This window comes from Hanstruepera flava (genome assembly GCF_023634025.1).
Lineage (GTDB): Bacteria > Bacteroidota > Bacteroidia > Flavobacteriales > Flavobacteriaceae > Hanstruepera > Hanstruepera flava.
The window spans coordinates 529,078-551,155 of record NZ_JALJCW010000002.1; the positions used below are offsets into that span (position 1 = coordinate 529,078).

At 34.6% G+C, this 22,078-nt stretch carries 20 protein-coding genes; 14 read left to right on the plus strand and 6 right to left on the minus strand.

Going from position 1 to position 22,078, the window contains the following annotated elements; genetic code table 11:
• Positions 1-61 precede the first annotated feature (61 nt).
• Positions 62-637, minus strand: a complete 576-nt coding sequence (locus MTX13_RS10010; protein WP_250434523.1) for a non-canonical purine NTP diphosphatase — start codon at positions 635-637, stop codon at positions 62-64.
• 81 nt (positions 638-718) lie between these two features.
• Between MTX13_RS10010 and MTX13_RS10015 the strand changes: the two genes are divergently transcribed.
• The 6 genes from MTX13_RS10015 (at position 719) to MTX13_RS10040 (ending at position 6,046) form a co-directional block, all read left to right on the plus strand.
• Positions 719-1,717: a DUF4421 family protein gene (locus MTX13_RS10015; RefSeq protein WP_250434524.1), complete on the plus strand. Its 999-nt coding sequence runs from the start codon at positions 719-721 to the stop codon at positions 1,715-1,717.
• 20 nt (positions 1,718-1,737) lie between these two features.
• Positions 1,738-3,135 (plus strand): short-chain fatty acid transporter, encoded by a 1,398-nt coding sequence (locus MTX13_RS10020; RefSeq protein ID WP_250434525.1) that lies wholly within the window; start codon positions 1,738-1,740, stop codon positions 3,133-3,135.
• A gap of 47 nt (positions 3,136-3,182) precedes the next feature.
• Positions 3,183-4,823 (plus strand): AMP-binding protein, encoded by a 1,641-nt coding sequence (locus MTX13_RS10025; RefSeq protein WP_250434527.1) that lies wholly within the window; start codon positions 3,183-3,185, stop codon positions 4,821-4,823.
• Entirely contained in the window at positions 4,824-5,363 is a 540-nt protein-coding gene (locus tag MTX13_RS10030; RefSeq protein ID WP_250434528.1) for a GDSL-type esterase/lipase family protein, read from the plus strand.
• 70 nt (positions 5,364-5,433) lie between these two features.
• Positions 5,434-5,733 carry a ribosome hibernation-promoting factor, HPF/YfiA family gene (gene hpf / locus MTX13_RS10035; RefSeq protein ID WP_250434529.1) on the plus strand — a complete coding sequence of 100 codons (300 nt, stop codon included), beginning with the start codon at positions 5,434-5,436 and terminating at the stop codon, positions 5,731-5,733.
• 172 nt (positions 5,734-5,905) lie between these two features.
• Positions 5,906-6,046, plus strand: a complete 141-nt coding sequence (locus MTX13_RS10040; protein WP_250434530.1) for a hypothetical protein — start codon at positions 5,906-5,908, stop codon at positions 6,044-6,046.
• Between the two features lie 23 nt (positions 6,047-6,069).
• Here MTX13_RS10040 and rlmH read toward each other — a convergent pair whose 3' ends face one another.
• Together rlmH and MTX13_RS10050 are read right to left on the minus strand one after the other, a co-directional pair.
• Positions 6,070-6,543, minus strand: coding sequence for a 23S rRNA (pseudouridine(1915)-N(3))-methyltransferase RlmH (rlmH, locus tag MTX13_RS10045; protein WP_250434531.1), 474 nt, complete (start codon positions 6,541-6,543; stop codon positions 6,070-6,072).
• 8 nt (positions 6,544-6,551) lie between these two features.
• Entirely contained in the window at positions 6,552-7,007 is a 456-nt protein-coding gene (locus MTX13_RS10050; protein ID WP_250434532.1) for a DoxX family membrane protein, read from the minus strand.
• Positions 7,008-7,105: 98 nt separating this feature from the next.
• Between MTX13_RS10050 and nadC the strand changes: the two genes are divergently transcribed.
• Genes nadC through priA form a run of 3 tightly spaced genes read left to right on the plus strand, consistent with a single transcriptional unit; the run spans position 7,106 to position 11,376 of the window.
• Positions 7,106-7,963, plus strand: a complete 858-nt coding sequence (nadC, locus tag MTX13_RS10055) for a carboxylating nicotinate-nucleotide diphosphorylase (RefSeq protein ID WP_250434533.1) — start codon at positions 7,106-7,108, stop codon at positions 7,961-7,963.
• A 1-nt stretch (position 7,964) separates the two neighbouring features.
• A complete protein-coding gene (locus MTX13_RS10060) occupies positions 7,965-8,912 on the plus strand; it encodes a YihY/virulence factor BrkB family protein (protein WP_250434535.1) in 948 nt (315 codons plus the stop codon).
• Positions 8,913-8,922: 10 nt separating this feature from the next.
• Positions 8,923-11,376: a replication restart helicase PriA gene (priA, locus tag MTX13_RS10065; RefSeq protein WP_250434556.1), complete on the plus strand. Its 2,454-nt coding sequence runs from the start codon at positions 8,923-8,925 to the stop codon at positions 11,374-11,376.
• On the opposite strand, the gene MTX13_RS10070 is transcribed toward priA, so the two are convergent.
• Positions 11,373-12,068: a LytR/AlgR family response regulator transcription factor gene (locus tag MTX13_RS10070; RefSeq protein ID WP_104734031.1), complete on the minus strand. Its 696-nt coding sequence runs from the start codon at positions 12,066-12,068 to the stop codon at positions 11,373-11,375. The two genes, priA and MTX13_RS10070, sit on opposite strands and share 4 nt — an antisense overlap.
• A 197-nt stretch (positions 12,069-12,265) precedes the next feature.
• On the opposite strand from MTX13_RS10070, the gene rpsF reads away from it, so the two are divergent.
• From rpsF to hisS, 5 genes are all read left to right on the plus strand, one after another.
• Positions 12,266-12,604, plus strand: coding sequence for a 30S ribosomal protein S6 (gene rpsF, locus MTX13_RS10075; protein ID WP_223035038.1), 339 nt, complete (start codon positions 12,266-12,268; stop codon positions 12,602-12,604).
• A gap of 2 nt (positions 12,605-12,606) precedes the next feature.
• Positions 12,607-12,903 carry a 30S ribosomal protein S18 gene (rpsR, locus tag MTX13_RS10080; protein ID WP_104734030.1) on the plus strand — a complete coding sequence of 99 codons (297 nt, stop codon included), beginning with the start codon at positions 12,607-12,609 and terminating at the stop codon, positions 12,901-12,903.
• 13 nt (positions 12,904-12,916) lie between these two features.
• A complete protein-coding gene (gene rplI / locus MTX13_RS10085) occupies positions 12,917-13,378 on the plus strand; it encodes a 50S ribosomal protein L9 (RefSeq protein WP_250434537.1) in 462 nt (153 codons plus the stop codon).
• Between the two features lie 91 nt (positions 13,379-13,469).
• Positions 13,470-13,937 (plus strand): DUF6495 family protein, encoded by a 468-nt coding sequence (locus tag MTX13_RS10090; RefSeq protein WP_250434538.1) that lies wholly within the window; start codon positions 13,470-13,472, stop codon positions 13,935-13,937.
• A 167-nt stretch (positions 13,938-14,104) separates the two neighbouring features.
• The gene (gene hisS / locus MTX13_RS10095; RefSeq protein WP_250434539.1) at positions 14,105-15,475 is read left to right on the plus strand and encodes a histidine--tRNA ligase; all 1,371 of its coding nucleotides are present in this window, start codon (positions 14,105-14,107) and stop codon (positions 15,473-15,475) included.
• A 75-nt stretch (positions 15,476-15,550) separates the two neighbouring features.
• Here the strand turns inward: hisS and MTX13_RS10100 are convergent, their stop codons facing one another.
• Together MTX13_RS10100 and MTX13_RS10105 are read right to left on the minus strand one after the other, a co-directional pair.
• Positions 15,551-20,959: a LamG-like jellyroll fold domain-containing protein gene (locus MTX13_RS10100; protein ID WP_250434540.1), complete on the minus strand. Its 5,409-nt coding sequence runs from the start codon at positions 20,957-20,959 to the stop codon at positions 15,551-15,553.
• Positions 20,960-21,140: 181 nt separating this feature from the next.
• Positions 21,141-22,078, minus strand: a 938-nt coding sequence (locus MTX13_RS10105; protein WP_250434541.1) for a T9SS type A sorting domain-containing protein, incomplete at its 5' end; no start/stop codon positions are given.

The window sequence follows — 22,078 nt, forward strand, 5'->3', positions numbered from 1 at the left end:
AGTTTATTTAAGGTGTTTATTTAATTAAGGGATAATATAAGCTTTTTTTATAATAAGACGATTAATGGCTACTTAAAAAAGCTACCAGCTGTTTAATGGCTTTACCACGATGGCCAATTTTGTTTTTTTTGTCTAACGATATTTCAGCAAAAGTTTTAGTTTGGCCTTTAGCTTTAAAAATCGGGTCGTATCCAAAACCTTTATCACCATGCTTTTTTTGTGTAATTTCACCTTTACAAATGCCTGTAAAGGTCTTCAAATCGTTATTGAAATGTAATGCAATTACGGTTTTAAATTGGGCGTTTCGGTTTGTTTTTTGATGTAAATTTTCTAATAATAGATTCATGTTGTCTTCAGCATGACGTTGCTCACCGGCATATCGTGCCGAGAACACACCAGGTTCACCATTTAGGGCTTCTACTTCTAAACCTGTATCATCTGCAAAACAGTCATAACCATAATGTTCTTTTATGTATTGCGCTTTTTGAATAGCATTGCCTTCTATGGTTTTTTGCGTTTCTGGAATATCCACCTCGCATCCAATATCCTTTAAGCTTAAGAGCGTTATGTGTGATGGGATGAGTTTCTGTACCTCATTGAGTTTATTTAAATTATTGGTTGCGAAAACAAGTTGCATATTAATTGAATTAATGTAATTTTAGCTTTTTGAGAGGTTGTAACGAAATAATTTTCATCAAATTTAGTTGTTTTACATAACATGATTCACAGAATTATACTTCTTTTTGCGGTAAGTTTTATTTCTATTTCAGGTCATTCTCAAATTAAGAAAGATAAGGACTCTTTAAATTTGATTGATGTTGTTGATTCATTATTTATAGATCACGATATTAGAAATTATTCTCTGCGATTATTTTCAAATTATAAGGTTAAGCAGTTTAGGTTAAAAAATGGAGATACCAAATCGCGCTATGTGCCCAATAACCGTTATGGACTGGGTTTTGGTTTTGCAAGTAGTAAAGTTTTGATTGATATTGCCTTTAATATAAAAACGGCGAATAAGGAAGCTACCAATCGTTTTGATGCTCAAGGAACTATTATTGTTGGCAAGCACCATTATGCTAACGGATTTATCCAATCGTACAAGGGATTTAACGTTAAAAACAATTTTGGGCAACCAACTGTTTTTAGGGACGATATTAAGTCTATTACGGTTGGTTTTAATTACTTATATACCTTATCTGAAATAGAATTTTCATATTCACTATTAAAAGCGGGTTTAGCAAAACGCAACAAAAATGTCTATATAACTGGCGGTTTGGGAGTTTTTGGGGTGTATGATTATTTTTCATCCAATGATGATATTCTACCACCAAACGGCGAGTTGTATTATAATGAGAAAGCAGAAATAAAACGTTACAATAGTGTTGCGGTTGGTGTATTGGCTGGATTTTTATCGGTTTTTATGTTGCCTAAAAATTTTGTTGCAACCTGTAATATTATGCCAGGAGTGGCGCTCATGAATAAAAGTGTCACTCTAGAAGATGAGAGTTATAAACCGTCAAAGCCCATGCTTTATAAATTAGATTTCACATTGGCTTTAGGGTATAATGTGAAACGGTATTATATTAACCTAATTTATGGCGCCGAAACCTATTCAACACAATTAGGTTTTGATAATCGCTATAGCTTTTACTTATCCAAAGCTAAATTAGCTTTTGGTTATAAATTGGGAGTTAATAAAAAACGGAAAAAGTAAGAAATTAAATTTATTTAGAAATGCTAACCAAACTCGGCGAAAAATTCACCCATTTATTTTTAAAGTACATGCCAGATGCTTTTGTGTTTGCTATACTGCTTACCTTTTTAGCTGGTTTAACTTCCTATTTTTGGATGGACGTCAAGCCACTTGATATTATTGTGGCGTGGTACGATGGCTTTTTTGATTTGCTGTCGTTCACCATGCAAATTGTTTTAATTATTATTACAGGCTATAGTATTGCCTTATCGCCAGTTATAAAGAAAGGTATTGATAAATTGGCTAGCTTAATAAAAACACCAAACCAAGTGTATTTTTTTGTGGTTCTCATTGGATTGTTGTTTTCGTTGATAAGTTTTGGTTGGGTTGTAATTACTTGCGTATTGGCAAGGGCTTTAGCACAACGTATCAAAGGGATTAATTACCCGTTTTTAATAGCCTGTGTGTATTTTTCATTCAATGGTTGGGTTTTTGGGCTTTCTAGTACCATACCATTACTTTTAAATACCGAAAGGAATTATTTGGTTGAAGCTAAAGTATTGCAAAGTACAATAGACACGTCTTTTACTCTAGGTTCTACGCTTAATATAGCTATGATAGTTTCTTTTCTTGTAATGGCGCCATTATTGTTGTTTTTATTACGTCCTAAATCTGCTAAAAACCGCGAGTTGAAGAATCTTTTAGTAGATACTGATAGCGATGAGGTTAAAACCATTAAGGAAGAGGCGTTAAGCTTAAAGTTACCCTTTAAATCCTGGTCTGATGGTTTAAATAATAGTCGCCTTTTGCAATTAGTGTTTGTTACCATGGGGATGATTTACATTGTTTATCACTTTTACTCAAAAGGACTGGATTTAAACTTCAACATCATGATTTTTGTGTTTTTAATAGTTGGGTTGTTTCTGCATCAAACACCTATGCGTTATGTTATTTCCATGAAGCGATCTAGTCGTAATATTTCGGGCATATTGTTTCAGTATCCATTATATGCTGGTATCATGGGAATTATGTTGTACTCGGGTTTAGGTGAGCGTCTTGGTCAACTATTGGCCTCTGTAGCTACAATGGACACCTATCCGTTTTTTGCTTACATTTCCGGAGGACTAATTAATTTTGCTATTCCTTCGGCAGGAGGGGAGTTTGCGGTAATTGGTCCCAGTATAATTAATGCAGTTCAGGAAATTGGTTCAGGATTACCACAAGAACAAGTTACAGCAATGATTTCAAGAGCATCGCTTTCTGTTGCCTATGGAGAGAGCTTGAGTAATATGCTTCAGCCATTTTTCTTATTGATTGTTATGCCAATTATGGGTAAAGGTGTTAATCTTCAAGCACGAGACATCATGGGATATTTAGTCTTGCCATTTTTGGTGTTTTTTATCTTACAGATAGGTTTGGTTTTATGGATGCCACTGTAAAAAGTAAGTAAAACTTTAGTATATTTAAGAAATTCAACCAACTAGCTATGCCAGATTTTCACTCACCAATTGAGGCTTTTTTGTATTGGGAATCCAAAAAACCAGATCAAGTATTTTTAAAACAACCTAAGGGCGATAAGGTTTATACGTATACCTATGCAGAAGTTGGTCTTCAAGCCAGAAAAATAGCTGCAGCTTTAAAATCTTACGGTTTGCCTAATAGAAGTCATGTGGCCTTGTTGTCTAAAAATTGTGCGCATTGGGTAATGGCAGATTTAGCTATTATGATGGCAGGCTATGTATCTATTCCTATTTACCCATCATTAAACGCAAAATCCATAAGCCAGATATTGATTCATAGTGAGTCGAAAGCCATTATAGTTGGTAAGCTGGATGATTTTGAATCTCAAAAGCCTGGAATTCCTAATATGCCAATAATTTCAACTGAAATGTATGGTATAGAAGTTGGAGACAAATGGGAGGTCTTAATGAAAAACAACACAACCATTAATGATGTTTATTTACCTAAACATGATGATTTGCATACTATAATTTACACATCTGGAACTACAGGTAATCCTAAAGGTGTTATGCATACAGTCTCTAACTTTGCGGTAAGTTCTAAAACCTTTGTAAAGGTTATGAACCTGCCTGAAAACCTAAAATTGTTTTCATATTTGCCTTTAGCTCATGTTGCAGAGCGTGCCTTGTGTAATGCTGGGTTGTCTTTGGGTGCTTCAATTACCTTTTTTGATACCATGGAAACCTATGCTCGCGATCTTGAAAACACACAACCTCATGTGTTTTTTGCGGTTCCACGCATTTGGACAAAATTTAGAGAGAAGATTTTAAATTCTATTCCACAAAAGAAATTGAATGTGTTGTTAAGTATTCCAATTTTAAATGCAATAGTAAGAAATAAACTCAAGAAGAAATTAGGTTTAAAAGATGCTGTTTTTATAGTTTCAGCCGCAGCGCCTATTGCATTTAGTTTGGTGAAATGGTATAAAAAGTTAGGCATTACCATTCACCAAGGTTATGGTATGACAGAAGATTGTTGTGTATCACATTTTAATTTACCTAAATCGCACAAAATAGGAACCGTTGGCAAGACCGTTCTTGGAGCAAAAGCAAAACTGTCTCCAGAAGGGGAGATTTGCGTGAAAAATGATTGCTTAATGGTAGGGTACTATAAATCTCCCGAAGCAACAGCAGCTGTTTTTGATGAGGATGGCTATTTGAAAACCGGTGATATTGGAGAATTTGATCATGATGGCTTTTTAACCATTACCGGACGGGTTAAAGATCAGTTTAAAACAGATAAGGGAAAATATATTTCACCATCACATATGGAGTTGCTGCTTTCAAGTAATACAGATATTGAACAGATTTGCATAGTAGGTACAGGAATTCCGCAACCAATTGCATTGATTACGCTTTCTGAGTTGGGTAAGGTTAAATCTGAAACTGAATTAACGGAAAGTTTGGTGGAATCTATAAACACTATTAACCCTAGCTTAGAAAAGCACGAAATGTTGGAAAAAGTAGTTGTTATGAAAGAAGATTGGAATGTTGACAACGGATTGACTACACCAAGTTTAAAAGTAAAACGAAATAATATTGAAAAAATTCATCAAGAGTTTTATAAAGCTTGGTTTGAAAGTGCTGATAAAGTAATTTTTGAGTAGATGAAAGTATTATGCCTTGGAGATAGCTTAACCGAAACCTATGGAATCAATCCAGATTTGGGATGGGTTGAACTCTTAAAAAAAACACCGAAAATTAGTACTGTTAATGCCGGAATTTGTGGAGACACAACATCAGGTATGTTAACCAGATGTGAATCATTACTCATTAAACATAAACCAACCCACCTTATTATATTGGGAGGAACAAACGACCTCTGGTTTGGTTTAAAGGATGAATTTATAATTTCGAATATTCAAGCTATGTCTCGTCATGCAAATCACCATAATGTAGAAACTTTTATAGGCTTGCCCACATTATCCTATAACTTAAATGAGCTTAATTTTATTCAAGAAAATTATTCTGAATGTATTAGACATTTTAGAAGTACTCTAATTCGGTTTTGTAATTTAAAGGATAAACCAGTTATAGATTTTAGTCTAAACATGACGCATAAGCACGTTTTGGATGATGGAGTTCATCCTAATGAGGAAGGACAAAGAATTATGATGAATAATGTCTTAAAAGTTTTGAATAAATAAGATTAAATATGACAAAAGTCATTTACATATACTAATTAGAATAGTAACTTTGAACTATAAAATAAACATTATGACAATTAATATTCAATATGTACGTATGGCAACTAGCGAAGCTATGAATGAATACGTAACCGGTAAATTAGAAAAATTAGGAAAAAAGTATGATTGGGTTATTAGTGCAGAAGTGCATTTTGAGGTTATTCATGACCCAAAAGGAAAAGGTAAAATATGTAAGATTGAATTAAGCCTACCTGGCCCTCGAATTTTTGCGACTTCTAATGAAGAAAATTACGAAAGTGCTGTTAAAGAGACTATTAAAGATTTAGAAAAACAACTTAAAAAACGTAAAGAACAATTCTCTACACATTAAGTGTCCAATTAGGCTGTCTATTTAAGATTATACTTACAGGATTTATAAAAACTATCAATATTTGTTAACAATTTGTTAATTTATTGATAGTTTTTTTATATATTAATCACATCATCAGTCAATTACGGTTCTCAAACCGAAACTTTTTTAAGTTTAATTAACCATCAAAATTATGAGAAATCGTGTTGAAAATGTATCATTAATTCTATTTTTTGGGTTATCTACCATTATGATGATTAAATTAATAATGTACATTGTTAGTTTTTTCTACACAATAGGTATAGATACAACAGCTATGACGGCTATGGGATAATCAATCATAGAAGTCTTTTTTTCCTATCTATGATGATAGGGTTCATTTTTAAGTATCGTAAATGCACGATACAATTGTTCTACAATAAATAAACGCACCATTTGATGTGAGAATGTCATTTGGGATAAAGATAGCTTTCTATGAGACTTGTTGTAGATATCTTCAGAAAAGCCGTACGGACCACCTATAATAAAAACAAGCTGTTTTATTCCAGAATTCATGTGTTTTTGTAAATAGTCAGAAAACCCAACGGAATCGTATTGCTTACCGTTTTCGTCCAATAAAATTACAACATCTGTAGGTTGAAGTTTGCTTAAAATGAGCTCACCTTCCTTTTGCTTTTGTTGTATTTCGCTTAAATGTTTTACTTTTTTTAAATCTGGAATTATTTCCAAATCAAATCTAATATAGTGCCCCAGACGTTTTGTATAATCATCAATTAGTGATTGAAGCTGCTTACTATCTGTTTTGCCAATGGCTAGAAGTTTTATAGTCATATACAAATTTATTCAATCTGTTTCTCTTTTCTGAATATGATAGCTATTAATTCTTCGGTTTTAGCATAATCCCAAATCAGTAAATAAATATTGGCTAGAAGCATTAGTCCGGCAACAATTGGTGTGCCCTGAAATCCCATAGCTGTTACAATAACAAAAATATTGATGACAATAGGCAAATATATTACGGCTCCCAAAAAGGCTGTTCGTGGTATTAAAAGTAAGAGTGCAACCAGTAGTTGCATAAAACCCAAGAAGTTCCAATACCATCCTGTTTGATATAAAGCTTCAAAAAAGAATCCTACAGGATCATCAGTTCCCAATAATGTGAAACGTTGTCCTAATAATTTTTTCAAACCTGATGGAATAAATGCTAAAGAAAGTAAAATTCGGGTGCCCCAAGTAAAAAGTTTAAAGATTAACTTCTCATGAAGTTTAAAAACAATAGCTTCAAGTGTCTTCATATTATGGTTTACAGTCTCGACGATTTACAATGAATCTTGTTACAAATGGCGTTATATTTCGAAAATCAATTGTTATTTTAGCACAAACAATTTAAAACATGATAAGTCAAGATCAATTCAATAAAGAACTCGAATTAATTATTGCAAATGCTATACGTGAAGATGTTGGTGACGGTGATCATAGCTCGTTAGCTTGTATTCCAAAAAATGCCCATGGAAAAGCTAAATTGCTAGTTAAAGATGAAGGCGTTATTGCTGGTGTGGAATTTGCTAAAAGGGTATTTAATTACGTAGATAACGACTTAAACGTTGAAACGTTAATCGAAGATGGCAACCGAGTTAAATATGGCGATGTTGTATTTTATGTAGAAGGCTCATCACAGTCTATTTTAAAAACGGAACGTTTGGTTTTAAATGCCATGCAGCGAATGAGCGCCATAGCTACAAAAACCAAACAGTTTGTAGATTTATTGGAAGGAACTGGAACAAAGATTTTAGACACAAGAAAAACAACACCAGGAATTAGAGCTCTTGAAAAATGGGCCGTTAAAATTGGCGGTGGTGAAAATCATAGGTTTGCGCTGTATGATATGATTATGCTTAAAGACAACCATATTGACTTTGCTGGTGGTATTACCAAAGCAATCAATAAAACAAAACAGTATCTAAAGGACACTAACCGGGATTTAAGAATAATTGTTGAGGCTAGGGATTTAAACGAAATCGAAGAAATTCTGCAATCAGAGGGCATTTATCGAATTCTAATTGATAATTTTAATTATGAAGATACCCGTAAAGCTGTGGCGTTGATTGGCGATCAATGTTTAACCGAAAGTTCTGGTGGTATTAACGAAAAAACAATTAGAAAGTATGCAGAATGTGGCGTAAATTATATATCATCTGGAGCATTGACACATTCGGTTTATAACATGGATTTAAGTCTAAAAGCCGTTTAGAATGACAAAGATCATTGAGGACAAACTGGATAAGATTCCAATTGTAAACCTGGTAGTACGTTTACTTAAGAATGTTAAGCTTCCGGGTTTAGAAGGTTTGTCGCTTTATGATTTGTTGGAATTGTACATTACAGGCATAGTTAAAGGTGCTTTAACCTCTAGGGCAAGTGCCATTGCATTTAGTTTTTTTACTGCAATTTTTCCGTTTCTGTTATTTGTGTTATTTATAATTCCATATATCCCAATTGAAGGCTTTAAGATGGATTTTCAGCAGTTTTTAAATTCCTTTTTGCCGCCTAACACATCCGACTTCTTTTTTACCAATATTTATGATAATATAGATAATATGCATAGTGGAGGTTTGGTTTCATCGGTTTTATTAGTGTCAATTGCCTTAATGGCCAATGGTATAAGTGCTATATTCTCTGGGTTTGAAAATTCCTATCACGAACAACTAACACGTAATATTTTTAAACAATATCTCTATGCGTTGGGAGTTGCTTTAATATTGGCGTTTTTGACGATAGTTACTGTTATAGTTTTCGGATACTTTCAAATTTACATAATTGGGAACCTTGAGGAACATGGATTTGTAGATAAAGAAAACACGGTAAACTGGATAATTTTCGCAAAGTATATGTTCTTTGTCATTATGGTTTACATCGCGACTGCCGTGTTGTATTACTTTGGTACGAAAGAAGGCAAACATTCTAAATTCTTTTCGGTTGGAGCTTTATTTACCACGTTGTTAATTATTTTCAGTTCCTTTCTATTTGGTATATATATTGAGAATTTTTCGCAATACAACAAACTTTATGGCTCAATAGGTGCCTTATTAATTTTGTTATTATATCTGTGGTTGAACTCTACTATTCTGCTATTGGGTTACGAATTAAATGCATCGCTTAACCGATTAAAAAAGTACAATCAAAATATAGGTGAGAACTAAAATCCAATCCATGCCTTATTTTGTAGATGTTATACTGCCCATTCCGCTCGAAAAGTTTTTTACATATCGTATAAATCAGGCAGAATACAAATATCTAGTACCTGGTATGCGTATTTCTGTGCCTTTTGGAAAGCAAAAAATCTATACGGCTCTAGTTTATCAAACACATCAAAACCCACCGTTGGTTTATGAAGCTAAAGACATTCATCAAATTCTGGATGAGCAAGCTATTGTAACCCAAAAGCAGATTCAATTGTGGCAATGGATAGCCAAGTATTATATGTGTTCAGTTGGCAAAGTGATGCGTGCTGCCTTACCAAGCGCTTTTTTGTTGGAAAGTGAAACCATAATTTCAAGAAAGGAGGATACCGTTGAAAATGACACCGATTTAAAAGATGATGAGTTTTTGATTTATGAAGCCTTACATCATCAAACGTCGTTAACCATTCAGGATATTACGGGAATAGTCGACAAAAAGCAAGTGCTTCCAGTTATTAAGCGTTTGTTGGATAAAGAAGTTATTTCTGTCCATGAGGAGATATATGAAAAATATAAACCTAAACTGGTTAGATATGTCAAACTCAATACGGAATACCAATCAGAAGTAGAGATTAGAAACTTGTTAGAAGATTTAAGCCGTGCTCCAAAACAACGTGATGTTGTAATGACGTTATTTTCACTTTCAGCCAAAACTAAAAAACCAATAAAGGTTTCAGATTTGTCTAAAGAAAGTCAGGCGTCTTCAGCAATTATTAAAACGTTAATTGATAAAAATATTCTAGAAGAATATTTTATAAAGACCGATAGGATTGAATTTGACGGAACCGGAAAAGAAGCTTCAAAACAATTAAGTGAAGCTCAAAACGAAACTTTAAACAATATATCTCAACAATTTGAAAATCATAACATTGTATTGTTGCACGGTGTAACGTCTTCCGGTAAAACAGAAATTTACGTTAAACTTATTGAAAAGGCACTCAAACAAAAAAAACAAGTGCTGTATTTACTGCCAGAAATTGCTTTAACAACACAGTTGGTTTCAAGATTGCAAAGCTATTTTGGAGAACAAGTAGCTGTTTTTCACTCAAAATATTCCAATAACGAACGTGTTGAAGTTTGGAATCAAGTATTAAACAATTCACCTAAAGCTCAAGTAGTATTAGGTGCGCGCTCTTCAGTCTTATTGCCCTTTAACAGCTTGGGTATGATTATCGTGGATGAAGAACATGAGCAATCGTACAAACAATTTGATCCGGCACCTCGTTATCATGCTAGAGATACGGCCGTGGTTTTAGCTAGTTTATTTAATACAAAAGTATTGCTGGGCTCGGCAACACCAAGTTTAGAGAGTTATTATAATGCTGAACAGGGTAAGTATGGATTGGTTGAGCTTAAAACCCGATATAATGATGTTTTAATGCCAGACATTGAGTTAGTAGACATAAAAGACAAGCATAAGCGGAAACGCATGAAAGGGCATTTTAGTGATAGATTGCTTGAAGAAATGACTGAAACCTTGCAAGATGGGCATCAAATTATTTTGTTTCAAAACCGACGTGGTTTTGCGCCTATAATTGAATGCTTGACCTGTGGGCATTCGCCACAATGTCCTAATTGCGACGTAAGTCTAACCTATCATCAATATCGTGATCAATTACGTTGTCATTACTGTGGATATACCAGTGTAATGATAAAAAAGTGTGAGGCTTGTGGTAGTGTAGATTTAGACAATAAAGGATTTGGAACCGAACAAGTAGAAGAGGAGGTCAGCCAATTGTTTCCAGATTTTAAGGTAGGACGTATGGATTTAGATACGACACGTGGAAAATACGGTTATGAAAAAATTATTACGGCTTTTGAGCAACAGGAGATAGATATTTTAGTGGGCACACAAATGTTGACCAAGGGCTTGGACTTTAGAAATGTTAAGCTTGTTGGAGTCATGAATGCAGATAACATGCTGAACTTTCCTGACTTTAGGGCACACGAACGCAGTTTTCAGTTGCTTTTGCAGGTTTCTGGTAGGGCAGGGCGTACTGATACTCGAGGTAAGGTTTTGATTCAAACGTATAACCCATATCACAACATCCTACAGCAGGTATCAATAAATGATTATCAAAGTATGTACAAGGAGCAAATAAACGATAGGCACAACTTTAAATACCCTCCGGTTTACCGATTGATTAAAATTACATTAAAGCATAAAGACTATAATCGGGTAAATACTGGAGCTGATTGGTTTGCTAAATCGTTGCGTATGGTATTTAAAGAGCATGTGCTGGGTCCAGAATTCCCACCTGTTTCAAGGATTAGAAATCAATATCACAAAAACATTTTAGTGAAAATCCCCAATAAACAATCTCTAGTAAAAACAAAAGAAGCTATTATTAAAGTAAATAACAGCTTCTCTAGTGTAAAAGATTTTAGGGCTATACGCGTAATTTTAAATGTCGATAACTATTAAATGTTATTTAAAGCATCTACAAGTTGGGTTTTCTTATTTCTACTCAACGGTATTTCATAAGTTCCAACCTCAACATTTTTACTATTAAATCGGTCAACCTTGTCTAAATTCACAATATACGATTTGTGAATTCTTAAAAATTTACCTTCTGGTAATTCATGTTCAAAAGCTTTCATAGTAGAAAGTACTACTAAACTAGTTTCTTCGGTTACCAATTTTACGTAATCACCAAGGGCTTCAATCCACTTAATGTCTTTAATGTAAACCTTACGTTTTTTAAGGTTACTTTTTACAAAAATATGTTCACCTTCGGTTTCGTTGAAATCCAGTTTAAGCTTGTGTTGTTCAACAGCTTTATCTACAGCTGTATTAAAACGTTCGCGAGTAATTGGTTTGTGCAAATAGTCAGTAGCATCATAATTGAATGCTTTAAAGGCATATTCGGTTTTACCAGTTACGAAAATAATTTGGGGTTTGTTGTTTAATACGTCTAGCAATTCAAAACCATTTAAAACAGGCATCTCAATATCCAAGAAGATTAAATCTACCTTGTGGGTATTAAGACCGTTTTTGGTTTCCAACGCACTGTTGTACTCTGCTATTAAATTAAGAGAAGGGTGGTTTTCAATTAACTTTACAATTGAGAGACGTTGTATTGCTGAGTCGTCAACTACTACACAGTTTAATGTCATAACATTTGTTTTATTTCGGTTAAGATATCGACAATAGTACAAAAAATTCGGTTAAAAACCAAAAAACATCGTTAAAACGTTATTTTTAACATTTTTTTAACAAGTTGTTAAGCCCTTAAATTAAGTTTAAATATAGTTGTTTTATTTGGTAAAAAGAACTATTTTTGCACCCATTTTTAACTATAAATTAGATTTTTATGAATCATTATGAAACTGTTTTCATCTTAAATCCCGTTTTATCTGAAGATCAGATAAAGGAAACAGTACAGAAATACGAAGATTTTCTTGTTTCTAATGGAGCGAAGATGATAGCTAAGGAAAATTGGGGCTTAAAAAAATTAGCTTACCCAATTCAAAACAAAAAAAGTGGTTTTTACCACTTATTTGAGTACACTGTACCAGGAGAAGTAATCAACCAATTAGAAATTGAGTTTAGACGTGACGAGCGTTTTATGCGTTATTTAACGGTTAAGTTAGATAAGCATGCAATTGCTTGGGCTGAAAAAAGAAGAAATAAACTTAAAGAAAAAGCGTAATTATGTCATCTATAGAACAACAAGCAAAAGGGAAGAAAGATGGAGAGATCAGATATCTTACTCCATTAAACATAGATACGAATAAAACCAAAAAATACTGCCGTTTTAAAAAGTCTGGTATTAAGTATGTAGACTACAAAGACGCAGATTGGTTATTAAACTTTGTAAACGAGCAAGGTAAAATTTTACCAAGACGTTTAACAGGAACGTCTTTAAAGTACCAAAGAAAAGTATCTGTTGCGGTAAAAAGAGCTCGTCATTTAGCATTAATGCCATACGTGGCCGATTTATTAAAATAAAATTATCATAACAATGGAACTTATATTAAAACAAGACGTTGAAAATTTAGGATTTAAAGACGATATTGTAACAGTAAAGAACGGTTATGGTAGAAACTTTTTAATTCCTCAAGGTCAAGCCGTATTGGCTACAACTTCTGCTAAAAAAGTATTGGCAGAAAACTTAAAGCAACGTGCCTTTAAAGAGAAGAAAATTATAGAAGATGCTCAAAAAGTAGCAGAGGCTATCAAGGCATTAGAACTTAAAATAACTGCAAAAGCTACTGAAGGGGCTTCTGCTGGAGATAAATTATTTGGTTCTGTAACCAAAATGGATTTAGTAGATGCTTTTGAAAAGGAAGGACACACTATTGACAAGAAATTCATTAGTATTACTGGTGGTAATATTAAGCGTTTAGGTCAATACAATGCTGTAATTCGTTTGCATAGAGAAGTAACTGTAGAATTACCATTCGAGGTTATTGCTCAAGCTTAAGCAATTCATATCATATTAAAAGCCTCAACCTAGTTGAGGCTTTTTTTTTAATAGTTTTTTAACCGCAAGTCATAAATAAATCAAACTACAAATGAAATACGCCAGATTAACAAAAGAACAGTTTGAAGAACTACATAAAGAATTTATTAATTTTTTAGCCACACAATCCATAACTGCTGATGAGTGGGAAGATATAAAAACCAATAAACCGGAAGTGGCTGAACAAGAGTTGGACGTGTTTAGCGACTTGGTTTGGGAAGGTGTATTGGGTAAAGTTGAATATGTAGAGCATATATCGCCACAGCAAATGCATTTATTCAATTTAAACGAAACCAATATGCATGTAATAGGCGTGAAGCTTAAAAATGCAATAGATTTGACAACAAAGGATGGTTTTAATTGGCTTCGTGAGAATTTAATGGATGATGATGTGGAATTTATGCAGGCCAAAAAAGACTATTCTGAAGATAGACATGCCGATAAGTTTGCACTAATTAAACAAGGCGGTGTCATCACCAAAGGCGAATTGTTTCAGTATTTTGACAAACTGATTAATTAATTTCGTCACTTCGAGTGTATCGACATTTATTGTCGATATGTATCGAGAAGTAATTAAAACTATTATTTTTGTTTCACCGCATCAAAACATTACATTAGTAATTGTATGAGGAGGAGGAAATCTATTTAAGAATTTAAAAAAGATTCCCACTTTCGTGGGAAGTTAACATGGCACAAAAACCAAGTATTCCAAAAGGCACACGCGATTTTAATCCTGAGCAGGTAGCTAAACGCAATTACATATTTACTACAATACAAAACCAATTTGAAAAATTTGGCTTTCAACCTATTGAAACACCAAGTTTTGAAAACTCCGAAACCCTTATGGGGAAATATGGAGATGAAGGTGATAGGCTGATTTTTAAGATTTTGAATTCTGGTGATTATTTAAATAAAGTCAATGACGGCATTTATAATGAAAAAGATTCTAACAAACTGATTTCTTTCATTTCTGAAAAAGCCCTTCGTTATGACCTAACCGTACCGTTTGCGCGTTACGTGGTACAACACCAAAACGAGATTGAGTTTCCGTTTAAACGTTACCAAATGCAACCGGTTTGGCGCGCAGATAGGCCACAAAAAGGGCGTTTTAGGGAGTTTTACCAATGCGATGCCGATGTGGTAGGTTCTACATCGTTATGGCAGGAGGTAGAACTTGTGCAATTATATGACGCTGTTTTTACGGCTTTAAAACTTGCAGGAGTTACAATTAAGATAAACAATAGAAAAATACTCTCTGGAATAGCTGAAGTTATTGGTGCTAGCGATAAATTAATCGATTTTACGGTGGCTTTAGATAAGCTGGATAAAATAGGTAAGGAGAAGGTGAAACAGGAAATGTTGGATAAAGGTATTTCACAAGCTGGAATTGAGAAATTACAGCCATTATTTACATTATCTGGGGATTTTGGTTCCCAAGTATCGCAACTTAAAGATATCTTAAGTAATTCTGAAGAAGGTAAAAAAGGTATTGAAGAATTGGAGTTTATCGATTCTACTATTTCTGAACTAGGACTTGAAACTGCACAATTAGAATTGGATGTCACTCTTGCCAGAGGCTTAAACTATTATACAGGCGCCATTTTCGAAGTTTCTGCCCCAGAAGACGTTAATATGGGTTCAATTGGTGGAGGCGGTCGCTATGATGACTTAACCGGTATTTTTGGCATGCCTAACATGTCAGGTGTTGGTATTAGCTTTGGATTGGATAGAATTTATTTGGTGCTTGAAGAACTCGATCTTTTCCCTGAACAGGTTTCTAAAAACATTGATGTCCTGTTTATTAATTTTGGAGAAAACGAAGCTCTGTACAGCTTAAAAGCCATCAAGCAATTACGACACAATGGTGTTAATGCAGAATTGTATCCTGATGCGGCTAAAATGAAAAAACAAATGCAACATGCCAATAAACGTAACATTCCATATGTCGTGTTGGTTGGAGAACAGGAAATGTCTAAGAGTACCTTTACATTAAAAAATATGCTTAAAGGTGAACAATCTGAAATTTCCCTTAGTGAATTAATTACACAACTTCAATAAAAAAAGAGTCCTGAAGAAATCTTCAGGACTCAAACAAAGTATAGTTACACTTATAGTAGATTTGGGGCTACCAATTTACTTAACTAATACTTTTTTGGTTATTGTGGCACCTTCGGTTGTTTTAAGATTTATTATGTAAGTGCCAGTACTTAATGAGTTAGTCTTTAATTCTACATGATTTTTAGTTTCAATTTCATTAAATCTTGTAATGGATTGACCTAACATATTGAACATTTCAGCAGATTTTAGATCAACCAGTTTTGGGTTCTGTATTACAATACTTGTATTAGAGTTTACGAAGTATACTTGTAAAGCATCACTAGCTTCAAACTCATCAACACCTAATGATTGGGTTGTAAACGTAATTTCAAAGCGATCTAAATATTCGCCAGCTTCTAAAAATATTTCGTAATCTCTTTCTCTTAAGTCTTGGTATACATTAAGGACTTTATCATGAGCATAAATATTTAGGTCGCTAGGAACATTCTCAAGAATGTCAATAGTTATCTTGTTTATACCATCATCATCAGTGTGAATTCCAATAGGTAAAATGGTATGGTCTGAAATATTATCTATTCCTTGAACAACATACTTGTCATTATTAATCATCCAATACATGTCATCTATTTGAAGCTCATTTAATTTGGCATCAAATCCCCAGTCATAATTTTCTGAAGCACGATCATCTACAGTTACCAATAATTGTCTGTGGATAGTGTTAACAGAGTTAAAACCTAAACGAATTTTCATTCTATTGTCTACATGGTTTGTTCTTGAGGCTGTATTAGAATCTCTCATAAATACAGAGCTGGCAGTTCCTTCTTTTTGGAACACACGCTGACCATTGTTAAATTCAATGTTTCCATCATCTTCAGCAGTTACAAAGAATCCTTGACCAACTGGAATATAACGTCCAGGTGTTTTTGTACCTGTGCCTACTTGTGCTACATCTGGATCTGGGGTTCCCCACGCTGCTGCTGGTGCTCCACCAGAAAAATTATAGGTTCCATAACCACCTTGATATTCAGCAAGGATGTGAGATCCACCTCCCCAATGTTCCCAGAAGTAAAGCGTACCACTAATAAGTGGGTCGTCTACCATAGGGTTAACACCTCCATCAATTGTAGGACCATTATCGGTAATAAATTGTTCGGCATCAATAGCGGAAGCATAAGGGTTACCAACTAAATATTCGTTTCCATTGTTTATTCCCAATGATACTTTTCCATTATTAGGCTTTCCTTGGAATACATAATTTTGTTCATCTGAAACATTTCCGCCTGTGTCATTTACACCTTTCATTGTAAAACCTTCACCAGCCAATATTTCACCTGTATTTCTTACGTGTTGCCACGATGCATAATCATCACTTAATCGGTTGTTGAATTTCCAAATCCAATAGTGTGCAATTTCAATATTGGAACCTGAATTATCACCATCATAGCCACCAACAAAAGTTATATTAGCAGGTGACGATGATGTTGTTCCGTCTCTAAGGATATTATTGTTTAACGTATATTTATAATTGTTCGGTGTTCCTGTTGCTGTAAACCCAACTGGAGATGACCAATAGTTATACGTATAAAGGTCTTGAGTACCTTGCTGGTCTTTCTCTAATTCACCAGAACCACCTAGAACTAAATCACTATCTGTAGTTTGTATTAATTGCGATTCACCTTCCAAATCTATTTTTCCATCAAGATTTAAGAAATGTGTTATGGTTAACCCATAACCTGTATCTGTACTATTATCACCATCAACAGTAAGCTCGTTACTTTCAACAAATAGGGCTAATACGTTTCTGTTTCCGTTGTTTCCAGCTGCCAAACCACTATTATCCATGGTAATATTATGATTGGTTTCAACAATGTTCCAATCTACAGTTACGGTATTGTCAACAATAGAGTTAGCACCCGGTTTGGCTTGCACACTACCATTTGACCATACGGAATCTGTATCCCAATCACCATTATTAGCGGATTGGTATGGTAATGGAGCAGTCTGTCTGTCTACTGTTCTTAATGTTCTTAAAGCCCCTTGATTACCATTTCCAGATTCGTCTTTGGTGTTGGTATAGGTGTAAGTTGACATAGGGTAGTAGCCAATTAGGTCAGACCAAGGAATAGTGCCTATCTCATCTTTTGTTGGCGAAGCGCCTTGAGCAATAAAATATGATCCACCAACAAAACTGGCATTATCTTCAATTTCTTGATTCATTATGTATCGCAATTGGTCTTCGGTAAGTCTAACATCCCAAATACGTACTTCATCAATGTTTCCATGGAAAAATGCCTGTGGTGACAATTTAGATGCTGCTCCTATAAAGAATGATTGATTGGTATCATTTGGTGCTGTTCTGTTTATTTGTTTATCTAATACACCATCTATGTAAATTCTCACTAAACTAGCGCCATATGTAACAGCTAAATGATGCCATTCGTTTTTAGGAATAGTAGTATTGGAAGTCGTAGTTTGTATGGATCCACTAGATGTTTTCCAAGAAACTTCAAATTTACCAGTACTATTAATTTTAAAATCATATCCTTCTGTAAACGAAGCATCTCGTTTAGATAATATAGATTTGTTATCCGCATTGGTGTCTGCCTTAACCCAAGCAGAAATAGTAAATTCTGTAGGATTTAAATCTAAAGCATCTTCCATATCAACATAGCTGGTTGTTCCGTTAAAGTAAATAGATCGCTCAAAAACAAGTTCTGGAGCCCAACCAAATGTTATATATTTAGTACCATCAAAATCATAATTGGTTTTTACAATGGCTTCGCCTAATTCATTAGTGCCTTCAGTCATGACTCTATAATCTGCTGTTGGGTCAAAATTAGGGGTATCTGAAATAAACATTAAATAACGACCATCTGGAGGAGTAGCTGTACGAATTGCACTAGTTAAAACGGCAACTTCTACAGAAGGAATGTCACCTCCTGGACCAACATTTTCAACAACCTTCCAAGTTCTTGCAATACCGTAGAACTGCACGTTTGTTGTAAGCGAAGGTGAGATATCAGTACTCATGTTAACTTCTACGTCAACAGAAGGGTCATCTAAATCTACACCATTGTTACCCCAAACCAGGTATTCTTTATCTTCTAAATCTGTGCTGGTATTTAAGTTGTTAGTATTTGCTATGCTGCCAATACCAATAGTTAATACGCCTTGACCACGTGTTGCACCATCTAGAGCATTATTGACACTTCTCGATTGTTTTTGTAGTAAATCAGAATCATCATCACGACCAATTCCTGCTATGTCGTAGTTAAAAACATCTTCAGCAGGAGTGCCAGTATCAACATCCCATATTACATTTCCAGCGCTATCCACATAATCTTGAGATGTGCCATTTGCACCAAGCGTAATACCATATTTTATGGCTAAATACGATTGGATACGGTTACGCTCTTGTGTTAAGTCGGTATCATTCTTTCTTGCAGAGAATGTAATAATTTCACACATTCTAGCGTTTAGTGTAGCTTCCCAACCTTCACTTCGGCCAATCCAATATCTAGAATCACTAACATTTAAGAATTCAGCCACATCATTTTGTGCATATTCTATATTGTTGGCATTATAGTATAGTTCTTGTTGGGTTACTGCAACATTGTTTCGGGCATTAATTATACCAACATTGTCATAGCTCGTATTTTGGTCGTAAACGGCATAACCATCATTAGATTCAGATGTGCTATAAGTTCCGAGTGCAAAACAAATACTTTCATTATCAACACGCCCAGTGTAATCTCCCATACCAATACCTGTTGCATCAGTTTCGTTGGTTGCTATATCAGCATCACCGCAAAAGGTGTCCATAAACCCAAACGAATCATTGATTACCGTATCGTCAGGTATTAAAACCACAAACATATCTTGGGTGTAAAGCCCGGAAGAACCTTCTAAAAATTGAGTGGAGGTATTATCATAGGAGTAATCTCCATCTAAACTAAAAGATGAAAACGTATTGTCAAACTCTACAACAGGGTTAAAATTAACATTCCTTGTTGGATTATCATAGTACGTTGGTTCTTGACCTGCAGTATTAACAGTAGCATCAGAACCTCTTCCTTGATCATACCAGGTACTTACAGCATTACCATCTGAATATCCTAATCCATCTGTTCCTTTAAGCCATAATTTTAGATGACTTGTAACACCGCCGGGACCTTCTAATAAAGGAGGTATCCCGTTACCTTGTAATGTAAATTGATATGGATTTTCGTCACTGTCGTTATTAGCAATATTAATGATCGCACTACGAATACCAGCTGCACTAGGGGTAAAAGTTACATCAAAAGTAGTACTTGCACCAATAGCTACTGAACCCGAAGGGGCAGTAGTAACAGCAAAATCACCAGGATTTGAACCAGTAAAACTTATTGCACCAACCGAAAGTGCGGTGGTAGCTGTGTTTAAGTTTTCAATTGTAAATGTATGTGTAACACCAAGGGAGACGTCAGTTGATCCAAAATCGGTTCCGTCAGTTATAACTGGTGTACTGTCAGTATGAGTAATATTTAATGCGTTTCCTTGTACGTTTATTTCAGGGGATGGGATTGTAGCTGTTCCTGATATAGTGAAATTATATGGGATTTCATCACCATTTCCGTCATCATTATCTATCGTTACAGTTGCTGTATGTGTACCAGCAGCCAAAGGCGTATAATCAATAGAAAAATTTAAGCTACTACCACCAGATATTGTGCTATTTTGTGCAGGCTCTGTATTTATTGAAAAATAACCACTACCGCCTGTTATAGTTATACCTGTACCAGAATTACTTATGGTAAGTGTTGTTGAAGGGTTTGATGTATTTTCAATAGTAAAAGTATGTGTTGTAGTTGTTGAAACTCCAACTGTACCATAGCTCGTATTGTCAACAGCACTTGGCGTTACATCGCCGTCGGCTATACTGTTTCCTAAGCCTAAAACATCGATTTCTGGTTGAGGAATATAACCTTCAATTAAAATATTATCAAAACGATTGTATTCATTGTTTTTATTAGCATCACCTCGGAATCTGAATTGTGAATTGGTGTCAAAAGTATACGTTCCGCTAGTAATGGTTTCTGAAGCATAATAGAAAGTACCGTTATTTGAAAAATCTGTACCTCTACTGAATGTTTTAATATTTGTCCAGGAACTGCCATCGTAATATTGCAAAATAAAGCCTTCATTATTTTCCAACCCTCCAGTTATAAAACAGAATGAGATATCAATAGTATCGTAAGGGGTTAAGTCTAAACCTGGAGATGTAATTATACTAGAGTTTTTGTCATCTACCACATAAAGATGACCAGAACTGCCATCGCAACTTAAAGACGTACTTCCTCCCCGACCAGCATCGCTGCCTAGGGTCCAACCCTGTTCGTCAGTGTTGAAATTATAATCGGCTACGGTCACTTGGGAGAATGCAGCTGATGATAATATAAACAACAAGCATGCAAATGTTTCCTTTAAAAAAGTAAAATTTTTCATAAGTGGTTAATTTTTTAGTTTGGGACTAATCTAATTATGAGACAAATATAGCAATGTTGCTCCATGAAATGCAAAAAAAATCGATGAAATGCATTAAAATATTATAACTAACTGAAAATCAATAAAATAAAAACCAGTAAATTAACTGATTTACTGGTTTTTATAATGAAAACTCTGATATTTAGAACTTTATAAGTTTCTTTATTACAGATTTGCCATTCAATTCATTGGTTATTTTTATCAAATAAGATCCTTGCTCCAATTTATCCATGTTTCCAACTTTAATGACTCCTCTTAAAGTTGAGTGAATAGAATTGTAAACTATTCTTCCATTTAAGTCGTAAAGAATGATTTTAAATTCATCGTTACTTGAAACAATTGGTAATTGAATATTTACATAGGAATTAAACGGGTTTGGTTGAATACTAACACCATTATAATCGAATTCTGTATTTCCTAGTGTGTTTTCAACAACAGTTACAGTAGCATTACAATTTGATGTATTACCGCTATTATCTGTAACTGTAAATACAACAACATTATCACCAATATCACTTGAATCAAATGTGTTTGGAATAACTGTCATGCTGTTTATGGCACAATTGTCAGAAGAACCATTGTCAATTTGATTAGCTGTTATGGCTGCGTTTCCAAATGCATCTAATTCCACTGTTATGTCTTGAGTATTACAAACTGGGTTTACAGTATCACCATTGTTTATAATTTCCCATGAGCAGGTTGTATTGTTGAAGGTCGCTGTTTCCCAACATTCCGTAGACGGTTCTGCTGGTTGCGTACCCGTTACATCCCAAGAACAGGTTGTATTGTTAAAGGTCGCTGTTTCCCAACATTCCGTAGCTGGTTCTGCTGGTTGCGTACCCGTTACATCCCAAGAACAGGTTGTATTGTTGAAGGTCGCTGTTTCCCAACATTCCGTAGCTGGCTCCGCTGGTTGCGTACCCGTTACATCCCATGAGCAGGTTGTATTGTTAAAGGTCGCTGTTTCCCAACATTCCGTAGCTGGTTCTGCTGGTTGCGTACCCGTTACATCCCAAGAACAGGTTGTATTGTTAAAGGTCGCTGTTTCCCAACATTCCGTAGCTGGCTCCGCTGGTTGCG